The 16,362-nt window shown below is 46.0% G+C and carries 16 protein-coding genes; 4 read left to right on the top strand and 12 right to left on the bottom strand.

Annotated features, from left to right (window positions below; translation table 11 throughout):
* Window positions 1-121: 121 nt before the first annotated feature.
* A complete protein-coding gene (gene barA, locus CTT30_RS02290; protein WP_252035929.1) occupies window positions 122-2,905 on the top strand; it encodes a two-component sensor histidine kinase BarA in 2,784 nt (927 codons plus the stop codon).
* Here the strand turns inward: barA and acpS are convergent.
* From acpS to rpoE, 11 genes are all read right to left on the bottom strand, one after another.
* Entirely contained in the window at window positions 2,890-3,273 is a 384-nt protein-coding gene (gene acpS, locus CTT30_RS02285) for a holo-ACP synthase (protein WP_239838530.1), read from the bottom strand. The two genes, barA and acpS, sit on opposite strands and share 16 nt — an antisense overlap.
* Before the next feature lie 5 nt (window positions 3,274-3,278).
* Window positions 3,279-4,010, bottom strand: coding sequence for a pyridoxine 5'-phosphate synthase (gene pdxJ, locus CTT30_RS02280; protein WP_252035928.1), 732 nt, complete (start codon window positions 4,008-4,010; stop codon window positions 3,279-3,281).
* On the bottom strand, window positions 4,007-4,735 hold the full coding sequence (gene recO / locus CTT30_RS02275) for a DNA repair protein RecO (protein ID WP_252035927.1): 729 nt from the start codon (window positions 4,733-4,735) through the stop codon (window positions 4,007-4,009). Before recO ends, pdxJ begins: the two co-directional genes overlap by 4 nt.
* 93 nt (window positions 4,736-4,828) lie before the next feature.
* Window positions 4,829-5,803, bottom strand: a complete 975-nt coding sequence (gene era / locus CTT30_RS02270) for a GTPase Era (protein ID WP_239868799.1) — start codon at window positions 5,801-5,803, stop codon at window positions 4,829-4,831.
* Window positions 5,796-6,473, bottom strand: a complete 678-nt coding sequence (gene rnc, locus CTT30_RS02265) for a ribonuclease III (protein WP_006957792.1) — start codon at window positions 6,471-6,473, stop codon at window positions 5,796-5,798. The genes era and rnc overlap by 8 nt, the downstream gene beginning before the upstream one ends.
* Before the next feature lie 76 nt (window positions 6,474-6,549).
* Complete coding sequence (lepB, locus tag CTT30_RS02260) at window positions 6,550-7,446, bottom strand: signal peptidase I (RefSeq protein ID WP_252035926.1); 897 nt, start codon at window positions 7,444-7,446, stop codon at window positions 6,550-6,552.
* Between the two features lie 88 nt (window positions 7,447-7,534).
* Complete coding sequence (gene lepA, locus CTT30_RS02255; protein ID WP_043006850.1) at window positions 7,535-9,328, bottom strand: translation elongation factor 4; 1,794 nt, start codon at window positions 9,326-9,328, stop codon at window positions 7,535-7,537.
* A 105-nt stretch (window positions 9,329-9,433) separates the two neighbouring features.
* Window positions 9,434-9,904 carry a SoxR reducing system RseC family protein gene (locus CTT30_RS02250; protein ID WP_239876455.1) on the bottom strand — a complete coding sequence of 157 codons (471 nt, stop codon included), beginning with the start codon at window positions 9,902-9,904 and terminating at the stop codon, window positions 9,434-9,436.
* Complete coding sequence (rseB, locus tag CTT30_RS02245) at window positions 9,901-10,866, bottom strand: sigma-E factor regulatory protein RseB (protein WP_239868808.1); 966 nt, start codon at window positions 10,864-10,866, stop codon at window positions 9,901-9,903. Before rseB ends, CTT30_RS02250 begins: the two co-directional genes overlap by 4 nt.
* Window positions 10,863-11,492: an RseA family anti-sigma factor gene (locus tag CTT30_RS02240; protein WP_239876454.1), complete on the bottom strand. Its 630-nt coding sequence runs from the start codon at window positions 11,490-11,492 to the stop codon at window positions 10,863-10,865. Before CTT30_RS02240 ends, rseB begins: the two co-directional genes overlap by 4 nt.
* 26 nt (window positions 11,493-11,518) lie before the next feature.
* On the bottom strand, window positions 11,519-12,097 hold the full coding sequence (gene rpoE, locus CTT30_RS02235) for an RNA polymerase sigma factor RpoE (protein WP_006957798.1): 579 nt from the start codon (window positions 12,095-12,097) through the stop codon (window positions 11,519-11,521).
* A gap of 385 nt (window positions 12,098-12,482) precedes the next feature.
* Here rpoE and nadB point away from each other — a divergent pair, with 385 nt between their 5' ends.
* Window positions 12,483-14,099: an L-aspartate oxidase gene (gene nadB / locus CTT30_RS02230; protein WP_252035925.1), complete on the top strand. Its 1,617-nt coding sequence runs from the start codon at window positions 12,483-12,485 to the stop codon at window positions 14,097-14,099.
* A gap of 381 nt (window positions 14,100-14,480) precedes the next feature.
* On the opposite strand, the gene CTT30_RS02225 is transcribed toward nadB, so the two are convergent.
* Window positions 14,481-14,741 carry an FAD assembly factor SdhE gene (locus tag CTT30_RS02225; protein ID WP_239838539.1) on the bottom strand — a complete coding sequence of 87 codons (261 nt, stop codon included), beginning with the start codon at window positions 14,739-14,741 and terminating at the stop codon, window positions 14,481-14,483.
* Between the two features lie 188 nt (window positions 14,742-14,929).
* On the opposite strand from CTT30_RS02225, the gene ygfZ reads away from it, so the two are divergent.
* Window positions 14,930-15,898, top strand: coding sequence for a tRNA-modifying protein YgfZ (gene ygfZ / locus CTT30_RS02220; RefSeq protein ID WP_252035924.1), 969 nt, complete (start codon window positions 14,930-14,932; stop codon window positions 15,896-15,898).
* Entirely contained in the window at window positions 15,888-16,361 is a 474-nt protein-coding gene (locus tag CTT30_RS02215) for an aminoacyl-tRNA deacylase (RefSeq protein WP_252035923.1), read from the top strand. Before ygfZ ends, CTT30_RS02215 begins: the two co-directional genes overlap by 11 nt.
* Window position 16,362: the final 1 nt, after the last annotated feature.

Below are 16,362 nucleotides of genomic sequence, written 5' to 3'. Positions count from 1 at the left end.
CACCTTTTCATGCCTGAATCATTGTCTGAGCCGAACGAGTTTATTATGCTTAAGGATTCGACGGCTTCTTTTATTTGTGGAAGTTATTTTCCCATATCCACACCACGATGTTTAGACAATAATGACAAGATATGGCTTACGCGCCCGCGTTATTACCCTCACACTCGCGCCGACGTTGATCATTGGCCTGTTACTGAGTGCGTTTTTCTCCTTTAATCGCTATCACGACTTGGAAAAGCAGGTCATCAATTCAGGCTTAAGTATTATTGAACCTCTGGCGATTGCCAGCGAAGAGGGACTAAAAAACAACAGCCGCGAATCTGTCCGTCGAATTATCAGTTATGCGCACCGGAAAAACTCAAAGTTTGTTCGCAGTATCGCCGTCTTCGATTACAACCACGATTTATTCGTTACTTCCAACTTTCATCCGAACTTTGAATCTCTGACGTTCCCGGGTAATGCGCCAATTCCACTACTGGTCACTTCTGACTTACAGGAAAACACACTGATCCTACGTGCGCCGATCATCGCTGAATCAGGGCTGATATCAACACCAAAAGGACAAAACACCAACCAAGCTCTAGGCTACATTGCGGTAGAGCTGGATCTTTCTTCCTTACGTTTGCAACAATACCAAGAGATTTTTTCCGCCTTTCTGGTTCTACTCTCTGGGCTAGGGCTATCCGCGATGTTCGCTTACCGATTGATGCATGATGTCACGCGCCCGATTTCTCATATGAAAAACATGGTCGACAGAATCCGTCGTGGACATTTAGATGTGCGAATTGAAGGTAAAATGCATGGAGAGCTCGATTCACTCAAAAATGGTATCAACGCAATGGCAGTTTCGTTGTCAGAATATCATGTGGAAATGCAGCATAGTATTGATCAGGCTACTTCCGACTTGCGAGAAACGCTTGAACAGCTCGAGATCCAAAACGTTGAATTGGATATTGCCAAGAAACGAGCCCAAGAAGCCGCGCGAGTGAAGTCTGAGTTCCTCGCGAATATGTCTCATGAGCTACGTACGCCATTGAACGGTGTGATTGGCTTTACTCGACAGATGCTCAAAACCAAGCTGACTAACAGCCAAGCGGATTATTTGCAGACCATCGAAAAGTCAGCCAACAACCTGCTCAATATTATTAACGACATTCTGGACTTTTCTAAACTGGAAGCAGGCAAGTTGGCATTGGAAAATATTCCATTTGAGTTTCAGGAAACGCTTGAAGAAGTTGTGAGCTTGCAAGCCACCAGCGCCCATGAAAAAGGCCTCGAATTAACCCTTAAAGTGGATCCTAAAATCCCTGCAGGTCTGGTCGGAGACCCGCTACGTATTCAGCAAGTTTTGACTAATCTGGTAGGTAACTCGATCAAATTTACCGAGCGTGGCAACATCGATATCAGTGTTGAGCTACGCTCACAGAAAGAAGACTCAGTCGAGCTTCAGTTTATGGTGCGAGACACCGGCATTGGTATTTCAGAGCGCCAGCAATCACAATTATTTCAAGCATTCAGCCAAGCGGACGCCAGTATTTCTCGTCGCTACGGTGGTACGGGGCTTGGCTTAGTCATTACCCAGAAGCTGGTCAGCCAAATGGGGGGAGAAATCAGCCTAACCAGCCGCTTGCACCAAGGTTCCACCTTCTGGTTCACTCTGAGATTGAACGCCACGGATATGCCCGTGAGCGATTTGATCGAAACTCAGGTTCTCAAGCAGAGAACACTGCTGCTGGTAGAGCCAAATATGCAAGCCGCTTCTGTCACTCAACAAACTCTTGTACAAGAGGGCTTGATTGTTACCTATCGCTCTTCCGTGCCTGAAGAAGCCAACCAATACGATTATGTGCTACTGAATCTTGCGCCAAATAAAGCCAACGAGCCTGAACTAGTCGAGCAATGGGTGAAACAAGCACAGCTATGTGCTCCTCAAGTTGTGGTCGGTATTCCAAGTACGGCTCTGGCATTGTCTGATCATCTGATTCAGACCCATCATGTCCATTGTATTACTAAGCCATTATCTCGTCGCAAACTGCTGCAAACACTGGCAGCAAATCAAGAAAGCTTACCTGTTATCGAAGCAGAACCCGCCTACAATGAAACCCTGCCACTTACCGTTATGGCCGTCGATGACAACCCGGCTAACCTTAAATTAATCAGCGCCCTATTAACAGAGCGGGTAGAAAAAGTCGTCACTTGTACTAATGGCTTAGATGCCGTGACTCAAGCAGAAGCTCAGCATTTCGATATCATATTAATGGACATTCAAATGCCGCACATGGATGGTGTGACCGCTTGTGGCAAAATCAAGCAAACACAACTGAATGCCAGCACCCCAGTGATCGCTGTGACAGCCCATGCTATGAGTGGCGAACGTGATAGATTACTAGGAGCGGGTATGGATGATTACCTGACCAAACCGATTGAAGAGCATGTACTGCAGCAAGTACTGATGCACTGGAATCCATATACTTCTGAATCACAAATGGAGAAGATCGACTTACCTTCTGATATCGAACCTGATGAACATACTAGCGCGCCTATCATTGAGCACGACAACATCATTATTGACTGGCAAGCAGCGCTTAAACAGTCGGCAAACAAGGAAGACCTTGCACGCGATATGCTGCAAATGCTGATCGACTATATTCCCGAAGTCAGCGCAATCGTTGAATCGGCGTTGGAAGAGGAAAATGTGGACAGTGAAAACCTCATCCACCATGTACACAAACTGCATGGCAGTAGCTCTTACTGTGGTGTCCCTAGATTAAAGAAAGTCTGCGCGACAATAGAGAAAGCCCTACGTTCAGGCGCCAGTATTGAAGATATAGAACCAGAACTGTTTGAACTACAAGATGAAATGGAAAAGGTCACCGCAAGTGCGGCGCCTTATTTAGATTCGTAGATAACGGTAGCCACGGCATAGTGACGCTCATCGGAAATCGACAGGTGGATATGCTCCACCTGTTTTTTTTGAGCAAATTCCAATGCTTTGCCAGATAAAGACAACAGTGGCGCGCCATGTTCGTCATTGGTAATGGTGAAGTCATGGAACGTCACCCCCAATGCAATACCAGTGCCCAATGCTTTTGATGCGGCTTCTTTAGCCGCAAAGCGCTTAGCTAAAAACCGCCCCTGCTGCTTAAGCAATTGGAATCGTTGTAGCTCAACATCCGTCAAAATACGTCGAGCAAAAGCTTCTCCACTACGAGTTAGTGCTTTCTCCACTCGCTCGATTTCTGCAATATCTGTCCCTAGACCAACGATCGCCATTGTGGTTATTTACGCGCTTCAACCATCAGTGCTTTCATGTCTGCCACCGCCTTATGCAAGCCATCAAGTGCTGCACGGCCGATGATAGAGTGACCAATGTTCAGTTCGTAGATCTCTGGAATAGCAGCAATAGGGGCCACGTTGTGATAAGTCAGGCCATGGCCTGCATTTACTGTAATACCCAGATCCGCAGCATAGCTCGCACCCGCAGCGATTTTCTTTAGCTCATCTTGCTGATCAGCATCATTTTCTGCATCCGCATAATGGCCAGTATGAAGCTCAATGTATGGCGCACCACACGCTTTAGCTGCATCAATCTGTTCGCGGTCAGCATCAATAAATAGGGACACTTTAATACCTGCGTCCGTCAATGTTTTAGTGGCAGCTTTAATCTTCTCTAAGTGACCAGCCACATCTAGGCCACCTTCTGTGGTTAATTCTTCACGTTTTTCCGGTACAAGGCACACGTATTCAGGCTGAGTTTGCAGGGCGATCTCAACCATTTCATCCGTCACAGCCATCTCAAGGTTCATACGAGTTTGGATAGTTTCACGCAGAATACGTACATCACGATCAACAATATGGCGGCGATCTTCTCGCAAATGAATGGTGATACCGTCCGCTCCAGCACGCTCTGCCACTTCTGCTGCATGAACCGGATCTGGGTACTTAGTACCACGAGCGTTACGTAATGTCGCAATATGATCGATGTTAACACCCAGGTAAATTGAACTCATTTTCCAATACTCCGTGATTTGGGAGCTAAAATTTGCATAAATAGCTCCCGACTCTTTAATGGTTTGCCGCCAAGATACGGCTTTAATGCTATACGTGTAAAGCGTTTTGCCGCTTTAAGTTGTTCTTTTGTGGTGAACCTTCGCTCACTAATCGCAATCAGTTCATTCCCCAAAAAGGTTAAGTTATCGCGTCGGACAGAGGCGATAAAACCCTTCTGCTCCCGATAGCGATAGGTCATGTCTGGCTCAATCGCATCTCCAGTGCCCGCACAATGTAAAAAATCAACGCCATACCCCATGGCTGACAGCATAGCTAACTCGAAACGTCGCAATGCCGGTTCTGGATTATCACACTGAGCCAACTCAGTCAGCGCATGAAGGTAATCATGGAATAAAGCTGGCATCGGTACTTCTGCCATCAAGATACGTCCAATCAACTCATTTACGTACATCGCTGAATAAAGGTTGATTCCGCTAAGAGGCAACCCAAGGCTGATAGGTTCTGCTTGGCGCAGTGTTTTCATCGAACCTTTCCCAGACCATTTAAGAAGTAAGGGGGTGAATGGTTGCAATGCCCCTTTGAGATTGGAGCGTTTGCTGCGCGCCCCTTTTGACATCAATGTGACGCGTCCAAACTCCTCACTAAAGACATCAAGAATTAAACTCGACTCACTGTAAGGACGACGATGAAGAACAAAACAGCGCTGTAAGCCTTCTGAAGTCATAGAGAATGCCAAATCAATGTTACATAAAAAATAAGGAGCCTATAGGCTCCTTACACTAACTCATGTTGGAGCGAAGTGAATTCGCTGCCAAACTTATAAATCGTCTATATAGCCAAGTGAACGCAGTGCACGTTCATCATCAGCCCAGCCGGATTTCACTTTAACCCAAGTTTCTAGGTACACTTTACGACCAAACAGCTCTTCCATGTCCAGACGTGCTTCACGGCCTATGGTCTTAATTTTCTCGCCGCCTTTACCAATCACCATTTTTTTCTGGCCATTACGTTCAACCAAAATCAACGCATTGATATGGAAACCATCGGTTTCAGGGTTGTAGTCAAAGCGCTCAATTTCTACCGTCACCGAATAGGGCAACTCTTCTCCAGTGAAGCGCATGAGTTTCTCACGCACAATTTCCGACGCCATAAAGCGCTGAGAACGGTCAGTAACATACTCTTCTGGGAAGTGATGGGTCGCTTGCGGTAGGTGCTCACGAACATGCTTACGCAGCACATCGATATTTTTGCCTTGTTTCGCGGAGATAGGCACCACATCAACGAATTCCATCTTTTTCGACATATCCATCATGTGCTGCATCACGTCGTTACGATCTTGTACGTTGTCGACTTTGTTGACGCATAACACCACTGGGAAGTTCGACTTCTGCAGCTTAGTCAGCACCATTTCGTCGTCTTTGGTCCAATGTGTGCCATCGACCAGAAAGAACACCAAATTCACATCACTCAGAGATGAGTTAGCCGCGCGGTTCATTAAGCGGTTGATCGCGCGCTTTTCTTCAATGTGAAGACCTGGAGTGTCGACGTAAATCGCCTGATAATCGCCTTCAGTATCAACCCCCATAATACGGTGGCGCGTTGTTTGGGGCTTACGAGAAGTGATCGAAATTTTTTGCCCAAGAATTCGATTAAGTAGTGTTGATTTACCCACATTAGGACGACCAACAATAGCAACAAAGCCACAATGTTGGTTTTCCGGTGAGCTCACTTCACCACTCGATGAGAAAAACGCATCGATATCGAACTCGTTGTTATCTGTTGAATCAGTCATTGCTCAGTTGCTCTAATGCTAGTTCTGCAGCCGCTTGTTCTGCCTTGCGGCGGCTGGTGCCTTTACCTATTACAGGTGATCCGACACCTGCAACTTCACACGACACAGTAAACTGCTGGTTGTGTGCTTCACCTTTAATATTAGTCACTGTGTAGACAGGAAGTGGTTTTCTTCGTCCCTGCAGAAACTCTTGAAGACGTGTTTTCGGGTCTTTCTGAGAAACACCCGGTTGAATCGCTTCAAGGCGTTGCTTATACCAGCTAAGGATAATGCCACGTACCACTTCAATATCACTGTCTAAATAAATGGCACCAATAATGGCTTCAACAGCGTCAGCTAAAATTGAATCACGACGGAAACCACCACTCTTCAATTCACCTGGACCTAATTTTAAGTGATCTCCCAGTTCGAATTCTCGACCGAGTTCCGCCAGCGTGTTACCACGAACAAGTGTCGCGCGCATACGGCTCATATCCCCTTCATTGACTTTAGGGAAACGATGATAAAGATCGTCAGCAATGACAAAACTTAAAATTGAATCGCCCAGAAACTCAAGACGCTCATTGTGTTTTCCATGAGCGCTACGGTGAGTCAGCGCTAAATTAATAAGCTCAGCATCATTGAATTGATAGCCGAGCTTTTTCTCTAGTTTGGCAATAGGAGAATTCATGCTCTCTCAATAATTTCATTTCATTTCTCGTTCATATGGCGCGACTACTTGAGCCAACGCCACCCATCACGAGAAGTTAGTTAATACCACCGATGCGGTTGAATCTCACACCAGTTGGAATCCATGATGGTAAAAGACTATCTGCATCACGTTCGAACTCGAAGCTGATCCAGATACCAACCGCTTTACCAACCAAATTTGCCTCTGGAACAAAGCCCCAATAACGGCTGTCAGCACTATTGTCACGATTATCACCCATCACAAAGTACTGACCTTCAGGCACCACCCACTCATTTACACCGCTGCGAGGCTGGTAAGCCGAAACACGATCACGGCGTAATGGGTTAACCAAAATCTGGTGTTCAACCTCCCCCAGTTTTTCGTTCAGTTGAATCAGAGGTACGCCATCTTGGATAAATGGGCTTTCTTCCACATTTGATAAGGGAACCTGAGTACATTGGCTCTCACCTTTAGGCTGAATACATACTTCTTTCTTATTACTGTAGCGAACCGTATCACCCGGTAGGCCAACAACACGCTTGATGTAGTCAATGTTTGGCTGAGGTGGGTATTTGAATACCACGATGTCGCCACGCTCTGGCTTACCCGTTTCAACTAGTTGTGTACGCCACACAGGGTCCTTTAGACCGTATGCGTATTTCTCAACCAGAATGAAATCTCCTACCAATAAAGTCGGCATCATTGAGCCTGAAGGAATTTGGAACGGTTCGTAGATAAACGAGCGCAATACCAAAACAGCCGCAATAACAGGGAAAATTGAAACACTGTTTTCAATCCACCATGGCTGCTTTTCCACTTGTTCAGCAGTCGCAGTATCCAGTCCGTTTGTCTGAGCTTCAACTGCAGCTAGTTTAGTCTGACGTTTCTTCGCAAACACCAGCTTTTCCAGCACCCAAACAATACCGGTCACCAGAGTGACAATAACCAAGAACAGTGAAAATGTATTTGCCATTGACTTCCCTTACCTAAAAAATACGAAAGTGAAAGAGCCGAAACCCTTTCACTTAACAAGTTCTTATATTGAGTCGTTACCCAACAAATTAATCTTTACCTACGTGTAAGATCGCTAAGAAGGCTTCTTGAGGCAGTTCTACGTTACCGATCTGCTTCATACGTTTCTTACCTTCTTTCTGCTTCTTCAGTAGCTTCTTCTTACGGCTCACGTCACCGCCATAACATTTTGCGATTACGTTCTTACGTAGCTGTTTAACCGTTGAGCGCGCAATAATATGGTTACCAATCGCAGCCTGAATCGCAATATCAAACATCTGACGTGGAATGAATTCTTTCATCTTCTCTACCAACTGACGACCACGAGTCTGAGATTGATCTTTGTGCGTAATCAATGCCAGTGCGTCCACTTTGTCACCGTTGAGAAGTACATCTACACGAACCATGTTAGACGCTTCAAAACGCTGGAAGTTGTAATCCAAAGACGCATAACCACGAGAGGTTGATTTCAGACGATCAAAGAAATCGAGAACCACTTCCGCCATCGGAATATCGTAAGTCACAGCGACTTGGTTACCGTGATATACCATATCAACCTGAACGCCACGCTTCTCAACACACAGAGTAATCACATTACCTAAGTAATCTGAAGGTACAAGGATGTTACAACGCGCAATCGGCTCACGAATTTCTTCGATATCATTCACTGCTGGTAGCTTAGCAGGGCTATCAACGTAAAGAATTTCGCCATCCGTTTGCTCTACTTCGTACACTACTGTTGGCGCAGTGGTAATCAGGTCGAGATCGTATTCACGCTCCAGACGCTCTTGGATGATTTCCATGTGCAGCATGCCGAGGAAACCACAGCGGAAACCAAAGCCTAGAGCGGCTGAGTTTTCTGGTTCATAGAACAGAGACGCATCGTTTAGGCTCAGTTTACCTAGTGCATCACGGAAGTTTTCGTAGTCATCCGATGAGACAGGGAATAGCCCGGCGTATACCTGAGGCTTCACTTTCTTAAACCCTGGCAGCGGCTCTTCACAACCATGCTTTGCTAGCGTTAGCGTATCACCAACAGGCGCACCTAGGATATCTTTGATACCACAGACAACCCAGCCTACTTCACCCGTTCGCAGCTCTGTCGTGTCTTCCTGCTTAGGTGTGAAGATACCAAGACGATCCACACCCCAAACTTGGCCAGTGCTCATCACCTTGATCTTATCATTCTTCTTCAGAACGCCATTTTTAATACGGACCAGAGAAACAACACCTAGGTAGTTATCAAACCAAGAGTCAATGATCAAAGCTTGCAGTGGTGCTTCAGGGTCACCTTCTGGTGCTGGAATCGCAGAGACAATGTTTTCTAGTACGTCTTCAATGCCTAGGCCCGTTTTCGCCGAACAGCGCGTGGCTTCCATCGCATCGATGCCAACAATTTCTTCGATCTCTTCTGCTACTCGCTCAGGATCCGCAGCAGGTAGATCGATCTTGTTCAGAATTGGCACCACTTCCAGATCCATTTCGATCGCGGTATAGCAGTTAGCCAAGGTCTGAGCTTCAACACCCTGACCAGCATCAACCACCAGCAACGCACCTTCACATGCAGCTAGAGAGCGAGAAACTTCGTAGGCAAAATCAACGTGCCCTGGAGTATCGATGAAGTTCAATTGGTAGGTTTCACCGTCTTTAGCGGTATAGTTGAGTGTCACACTTTGAGATTTAATAGTGATGCCACGCTCACGTTCAAGGTCCATGGAGTCCAGAACCTGAGCTGCCATTTCACGGTCACTCAATCCACCACAGTCTTGGATCAAACGGTCTGATAGGGTCGACTTACCATGGTCGATGTGGGCGATAATCGAAAAGTTACGAATGTGCTTCATGATTTGGTGTGACTAAACTCTTTAAAATAGGGACATAAGAAAGCCGTCTTGTGACGGCGTTTCAATCAAGTTGGCAGATTCTACCCAATTTCTGTGCACTTCGCACTAGCTAATTGGTTCTCCCAAAACCCGAAGTAATATAACGTCTCGCAGTGACTGGCGCTCAAAATTGGCGGCTAGAGTTTTTGCGCCATAAATGCCTGCCACAGTAAAGATAGCAGATGTCAGGATAGCAATACCCTCGCCAAGACCAAACGCTGGCGCTAATAGCCACTGTCCAACAACAGCGCCTAGGATCATGGCAAACAACGGGACTAAATAAACCACCGCGGCAGATTGCAGGAGGCTTTTTTCCGGCAAGCCAATTTCCACCACTTGACCTTCTTTAACTCTTTTACTGGTCACTAGATGCCAATGCAGAGACTTGTTTCCCACCGCTTTAGATACAATACCAGTACCACAACTTTTTTGTGACGAGCAGCTACTGCAACTTGTCTGTTGCTCGCAGCTCAGCTCAATATCATAGCCAGATGGGCCAGCTCTCACTGAAGAAACGGTTGCCAACGCCGTCATCATTGTGCTGTACCCGCTTGTTTATCAATGGTGACAGACTGAGCAATACGTTTTGCTGTAGCGGGAGGAATATCTCCAATGACAGAAATCTCTTTGTTGCCCTTAACAAAGCTATGAAGCGTTCGTCTACCTTGACGAACTAGCTGCCCTTTAAGTGAGTAATTGTCACTTTCAGACACATAAATAGAAAAGCTGAACAAACCATCACTGTACATCTGTGTCTCCACCATACGATCAGTATTTGCCATTCGATAACGGTTCAGCTCTTTGGACTCAAAACCTTTGGGAATCCAACCAACCGTCCAAAAACTTTTCTCAAGTTCACCTTTAGGTAAAGACAGGACATCCGGTAATTTAACGGTATTCAACCCACTCAGGATATCGGAAATCTGATCATTCACGCTGTAAGAAATCGTACGAAACTGCTCAAGCACTTCGCCATCACGGTCCACCAGATCAGCCCTCAGAGGCAACTTAGTTTGTTCATCAACCCACAGAATGTAGGAGTAGCGTAGTCCATCTTTTGGCGCCACTCTCAATACCTGACAGGCCGTTCCTGCCTCACGCGCTCGACCAACTTGAACAAAGTCATAGAACTCGCTCAATTCATCCACATTGGCATCCAAAAGAGGGATAGTTGGGGCGACCATATTACCCGATTCAATCGTAAATGGCTCAACGCCAGGCTCTATGTAGCTGACCTCATCACCACGACGAATGACTTCTCGTACTGGGCCGCTGAGGTAAATAAGATGGGCAAGTTGCTGTTCTTCATCACGAGCGTGACGATACAGCAAAGGTTCGATGCTGTTTTTCTTAATCAGGATATAAGACAGTTCATAATTGAGATGCTGACTGGCTTCGTTCATTTGATGCAACAAAGCCTCTGCAGGTTTGTCTTCTGCAAAGGCTAGTGGCGAGCTCAAACTGAACAGTGTCAGCGCACTGATCAGAAATTTTCTCATTCAACTACCGTTTCTGGGTTGTCATTGTGCTCTGCGGTACTGTCGCTATTTAAACGCAACTGTAACTCATAGTCCTGAAGCATAGCGTTAATACGACGACGTTGCTCCTGAACATTTGCTTCGCTCGTTGCTGATGGTTGTTCAACCGATGAGCGCGTTAAGCTCACTGGCTCTGCGCTACCAGTAAATGGGATAGTTTGTAGCACTGGGAGTTGCTCAGTATCCTGTTGGCCCGATTCACTGCCACCATACTGCTGGACACCGAGAATCACCGCCAATGACACACATGCTGCAACAGCTACTTGACCAAATTGACTGAGCCAAGCAGGTAATTGGCGACGAGCTTGAGAAGGCGTAGGCTGAGCTTCAGTGCGTTGCTCATTGATGTCTGTGACTTTACCTGAGGTAAACGTCGAATGCGCAGGCTCATCTTCTAAAGCAAGTGCAACACTATCGGCAATGTTCCACTCCGGTTTTTCCGGTGCTTCACCTCGCATCACATCACCAATCAAATGGTAATTTTTCCAGGTTTTCAGGCTACCTTGGTCATGCTCTAATTCACTAATTAAAGCTTTATCAACCAACTCTCCATCCATGAGTGCTGAAAGTTTTTCTTTGTCAGCCATTCTTTTCACCATTAATGTTACTGGTACTAGCGTTGCAAAAGGGGTTGAATCTTTTTCTCAACCGCTTCACGGGCTCGGAAGATACGTGAACGTACCGTTCCAACAGGACAATCCATCACCGCAGCGATTTCTTCGTAACTCAAGCCATCAAGCTCGCGCAACGTCATTGCAGTTTTTAAGTCATCGGGTAGTGCTTCAATCGCACTGAAAACTACTTGCTTCAATTCCTTGGACAACGTTAAGTTCTCAGGGTTCGATATTTCTTTTAATGCACTACCAGTTTCGTAATATTCAGCTTCTTCAGTATCCACATCTTGCGCAGGCGGTCTTCGGCCTTGAGCTACAATATGGTTTTTCGCAGTATTAACAGCAATTCTATATAACCAAGTATAGAAGGCACTTTCGCCACGAAAGCTTGGTATGGCGCGATATGCTTTAATAAATGCTTCTTGTGCTACGTCAGGCACATCTCCCGGATTGTTGACGTAGCGGGAAATAAGGTTACACACTTTATTTTGGTATTTAGTGACCAATAGATTAAATGCTTGCTTATCTCCATTCTGAACTCGCTCAATTAACACCTGATCGGTCAGCTGCTCGTTCATTCGAGCGGGTACTCCTATTGTTATTAACCCCTATCTTGTCAGATATGAGCATTAATTATGCAAAATGTAGTATTGACACCACTGCTTACTTGAGCACTATTGTGACTCAGCAATAAATATAAAGTTCAAACTTTCTTCGAATTTTATTTGAGAAGTGATGACCCTATAACTTCTGCCCCAGATTGTGGGGACGAAAGAACTTAAAAGCAATGTTATTTACCAAGAATTGCATTCATTCCAATGCTACTATAGTGAGCTAACTCTGATATTTTCAGGGTTCATGTTGCAATTTAAAAATTGATTTAGAGAGCGAGGCCGCTCTATTACTGACGCTAAAAAGTTGGATTGGCGCCAGTACAACTTAACTCGGGAATTTAAAAGTTTTATGAACGCAAACCGTGAACATCAATGTGATGTGTTAGTGGTAGGTAGTGGCGCAGCCGGTCTGTCTTTAGCGTTACGTGTAGCAGAACATGGCAAAGTCATTGTATTGAGTAAAGGGCCGAGAAGTGAAGGCGCTACATATTACGCTCAAGGTGGTATTGCTGCTGTGTTTGATGAGTCAGACAGCATTGAATCTCATGTTCAGGACACACTCGTCGCGGGTGCTGGTCTGTGTGAGCAAGAAACCGTTGAGTTTATCGCAGAGAACGCGAAAGAGTGTGTTCAATGGTTAATTGATGGTGGTGTACCTTTTGACCGCGAAGACGGTGACAGTGATGACCAACCTCGTTATCACCTCACACGCGAAGGTGGACATAGCCATCGCCGTATTTTGCATGCTGCAGATGCGACAGGTATGGCCATGCAGACTTCATTGCAAGATAACGCTCACAATCACCCAAATATTACGGTATTAGAACGGCATAATACCCTAGACCTAATCTGCGAAGATAAGGTGGGTGGCGATAAAAATAAAATTGTTGGTGCTTACATCTGGAACCGAAACCAAGAGCACGTTGAGACGGTACGGGCCAAGTTTGTGGTACTAGCTACGGGTGGCGCATCTAAAGTATACCAATACACTTCAAACCCTGATGTGTCCTCAGGGGATGGTATTGCGATTGCTTGGCGAGCGGGCTGTCGAGTCGCCAACATGGAGTTCAATCAGTTCCATCCAACTTGTTTGTATCACCCAGAAGCAAGAAACTTCCTTTTGACTGAAGCATTGCGTGGTGAAGGTGCATTCCTACGTCGCCCGGATGGTTCACGCTTTATGCCAGACTTTGATGAAAGAGAAGAACTTGCTCCACGCGATGTCGTCGCGCGTGCAATTGACTTTGAAATGAAACGATTGGGTGCAGACTGCATGTATTTAGACATCAGCCATAAACCTGCCGACTTTATCGAAAAGCATTTCCCAACCATATATACCCGCTTGATGGATCTTGGTATCGACATGACCAAAGAACCGATTCCGGTTGTACCGGCAGCTCACTACACATGCGGTGGCGTCATGGTCAATAAGCAAGGTGAAACGGATTTATCTCAGTTGTATGCAATTGGCGAAGTCAGCTATACCGGATTGCATGGCGCCAACCGAATGGCATCGAACTCATTACTAGAGTGTGTTGTTTATGCATGGTCGGCGGCTAACGATATCATCCGACGTTTAGACGACGCAGAGCTTCCCCCTTCATTACCTGCTTGGGATGAAAGTCAGGTGAGCTGCTCAGATGAAGAGGTGGTAATTCAGCACAACTGGCATGAACTGCGCCTCTTTATGTGGGATTACATGGGTATCGTTCGTACCGATAAGCGTCTTGAACGGGCTTTACGCCGCATCCAGCTACTGCAGCAGGAAACCCATGAGTATTACAGTAACTTCAAGGTTTCTAACAACTTACTTGAGCTACGTAATTTACTTCAAGTCGCGGAACTCATGGTTCGCTGCGCTATGGAGCGTAAGGAAAGCCGAGGTTTACATTACACTCTCGACTACCCAGAACTGGCACCAAATAGTGGCCCCACTATTTTGGAACCGAAGAAAATCCAGTCATAAATCAAAGGGGGAACTTAATGTTCCCTTTTTAACATCACTAGTAATTGTCGGTAGTGCTCTTCTGCAACACTATCTCGCCAGAGAATACGTTTTTGTCCGCTTTCGAACCATATCAACACACCAAACATAGCCAAGCTCAGCACACTTTTTTTAATATCTAACGGTTTTCCGTCAATCTCACATGAGCAGGCAGAAGAGAAAGTTAAATGGCCTTGTACAGGTTCAGTAATCCATGTTGCTTCACTGTGGTATTGAATCAGTCTAATAAGGATAAAGACTGCAGCAAGCAGAGGTAGATCAGAAGAAATGACAAGACAACAGGCCAACATCAGGAAAATAGCATTAGCCTGTTGAAATAGAAATGACTTGGTGGCGAAGAGATTAACGCACTTTACTGAGGTTGTGGGCAACAATCTTATCGACCATGGATGCATGACCTAAGTTTTCACTACGACCATGACCCATGATCCAAGTAAACAAATCGGGGTCATCGCACTCAAGTAACGACACAAAATCTCTTTGCTCATTGTCTTGGAGTTCGTCAAAGCACTCTTCAAAAAACGGCATAATCACGACATCCAATTCGAGCATTCCGCGGCGGCACGCCCATTTGATTCGCGCTTTTTCTTCCGTGGTGTACATTCTTATTCCTCACCTATTCGGTTGTTTGCGCCGAGTGTAACAATCAAAATTGCCCACAACTACTAACTCAGTCACACTCCCGAGCAAGCTAACAGATTTACACCATTTATCCCTATCACTTCAAAGGTTGTTTCCATCACTCTTTCAGCGCTAACATAGCGCTATTCGATAGCATTCAGGTAATCATCATGGAATGGCAACAAGATTTTGCACCTCTTTCTCTCTCTAGTTCAGATTCTCTTCCCGAACTTGTTCTCACCCACTTAACGTCATGGGGAATGATCACCGCACAAGGCGATGATAAAAAATCTTACCTGCAAGGTCAGGTAACCTGTGATGTGGTTCAGCTTGCCGAAGACGAGACAACATTTGGTGCTCACTGTGATGCGAAAGGCAAGGTTTGGAGTGTATTTCGTTTGTTCCACCACCAAGGCGGTTACGCCATGCTACAGCCCAAGTCGGCAATCGAAACAGAGCTGGCGGAATTAAAGAAATACGCCATTTTCTCAAATGTCGAGTTTGCTGAAAGCCACGACGTATTGCTTGGCCTGATTGGTACTAACGCCAATCAAGTCATTGAGGAACTGTCACAGCAAAGTGGAGATGTGCGTGCTATCGAAGGTGGCACGGCCCTCAAAATCGACGAACAACGATGGTTGTTAGCCGTTGATAGCGCAACGGCTGCCCAGCTATGCCAGTCCATCAATGCGACCAAGGCTTGCGAAGATATCTGGACTTGCCTAGATATTAATGCGGCGATCCCTGCTGTCAGCAAAGAGCACCAAGGCGAACATATTCCACAAGCGTTGAATGTTCAGGCTCTCGGAGGCATCAGCTTTAGCAAAGGTTGTTATACCGGCCAGGAAACCGTCGCTAGAGCAAAATACCGTGGCATGAACAAGCGCGCCTTACAGATCCTAAGAGGTCACTGCGAATCAGAGCTCAAAGCAGGAGCAGAAATAGAGCGTTCCGTCGGTGATAATTGGCGTAGTGCAGGACAACTCATGAGTCATTATCACTTTAATGATGGTATCGCTATTGGCCTTGCGGTTTTACCAAATAACCTCGACGCCGACACACAATTCCGCTTAAAAGATGAACCTAATACCATCTGGACTATGCAATCCCTTCCTTATTCTCTTGAAGATGATGAATAAGTTCGAAACCAAGCTCACCCGCTACTTGACCGAGCAGCGGGTTTCTTTCCAGCTCCTCCCGCATCAATCCCCAGCGATTACGATTGATGATGCCGCTCGGCAACGAGGAGTTAGACCTGCACAGATGGTTAAATCGATCCTATTGCGTGATATGGGTAACTTGTATGCGTTAGCTTGTGCACCAGGAGACAAATCAGTTGATCCTAAAAAAGTGCGGTCATTGCTTGACTGTCGACGAATGACCTGTGTGGATTTATCAATGGTGGAAGAGCTTACAGGTTATCAAATTGGCACCGTCACACCCTTACTGCTTCCGATTAACATGCCGATCATTTTTGATAACCGAATCTTAAACGAATCCAAAGTCACCATAAGCAGTGGCTCAAATATGGCAGGTTTAGCCCTCCACAGGGACGACTTGATCCGGCTCTGCAACCCGATCTTTGCCGACATCTGCAGGTGAT

It is taken from the genome of Vibrio coralliilyticus (assembly GCF_024449095.1).
Taxonomy (GTDB): domain Bacteria; phylum Pseudomonadota; class Gammaproteobacteria; order Enterobacterales; family Vibrionaceae; genus Vibrio; species Vibrio coralliilyticus_A.
Note: the sequence above shows the minus strand (reverse complement) of the source record. Positions and strands in the feature narration are given on the sequence as shown.

What these genes read in the sequence shown, in the direction of transcription:
- CTT30_RS02215 (WP_252035923.1), top strand. Translation starts at nt 15,888, where the DNA reads ATGATGAATAAGTTCGAAACCAAGCTCACCCGCTACTTGACCGAGCAG.
- recO (WP_252035927.1), bottom strand. Translation starts at nt 4,735, where the DNA reads ATGACTTCAGAAGGCTTACAGCGCTGTTTTGTTCTTCATCGTCGTCCT.
- acpS (WP_239838530.1), bottom strand. Translation starts at nt 3,273, where the DNA reads ATGGCGATCGTTGGTCTAGGGACAGATATTGCAGAAATCGAGCGAGTG.
- CTT30_RS02250 (WP_239876455.1), bottom strand. Translation starts at nt 9,904, where the DNA reads ATGATGACGGCGTTGGCAACCGTTTCTTCAGTGAGAGCTGGCCCATCT.
- barA (WP_252035929.1), top strand. Translation starts at nt 122, where the DNA reads ATGACAAGATATGGCTTACGCGCCCGCGTTATTACCCTCACACTCGCG.
- CTT30_RS02225 (WP_239838539.1), bottom strand. Translation starts at nt 14,741, where the DNA reads ATGTACACCACGGAAGAAAAAGCGCGAATCAAATGGGCGTGCCGCCGC.
- lepB (WP_252035926.1), bottom strand. Translation starts at nt 7,446, where the DNA reads ATGGCAAATACATTTTCACTGTTCTTGGTTATTGTCACTCTGGTGACC.
- ygfZ (WP_252035924.1), top strand. Translation starts at nt 14,930, where the DNA reads ATGGAATGGCAACAAGATTTTGCACCTCTTTCTCTCTCTAGTTCAGAT.
- pdxJ (WP_252035928.1), bottom strand. Translation starts at nt 4,010, where the DNA reads ATGAGTTCAATTTACCTGGGTGTTAACATCGATCATATTGCGACATTA.
- rnc (WP_006957792.1), bottom strand. Translation starts at nt 6,473, where the DNA reads ATGAATTCTCCTATTGCCAAACTAGAGAAAAAGCTCGGCTATCAATTC.
- rseB (WP_239868808.1), bottom strand. Translation starts at nt 10,866, where the DNA reads ATGAGAAAATTTCTGATCAGTGCGCTGACACTGTTCAGTTTGAGCTCG.
- CTT30_RS02240 (WP_239876454.1), bottom strand. Translation starts at nt 11,492, where the DNA reads ATGGCTGACAAAGAAAAACTTTCAGCACTCATGGATGGAGAGTTGGTT.
- era (WP_239868799.1), bottom strand. Translation starts at nt 5,803, where the DNA reads ATGACTGATTCAACAGATAACAACGAGTTCGATATCGATGCGTTTTTC.
- lepA (WP_043006850.1), bottom strand. Translation starts at nt 9,328, where the DNA reads ATGAAGCACATTCGTAACTTTTCGATTATCGCCCACATCGACCATGGT.
- rpoE (WP_006957798.1), bottom strand. Translation starts at nt 12,097, where the DNA reads ATGAACGAGCAGCTGACCGATCAGGTGTTAATTGAGCGAGTTCAGAAT.
- nadB (WP_252035925.1), top strand. Translation starts at nt 12,483, where the DNA reads ATGAACGCAAACCGTGAACATCAATGTGATGTGTTAGTGGTAGGTAGT.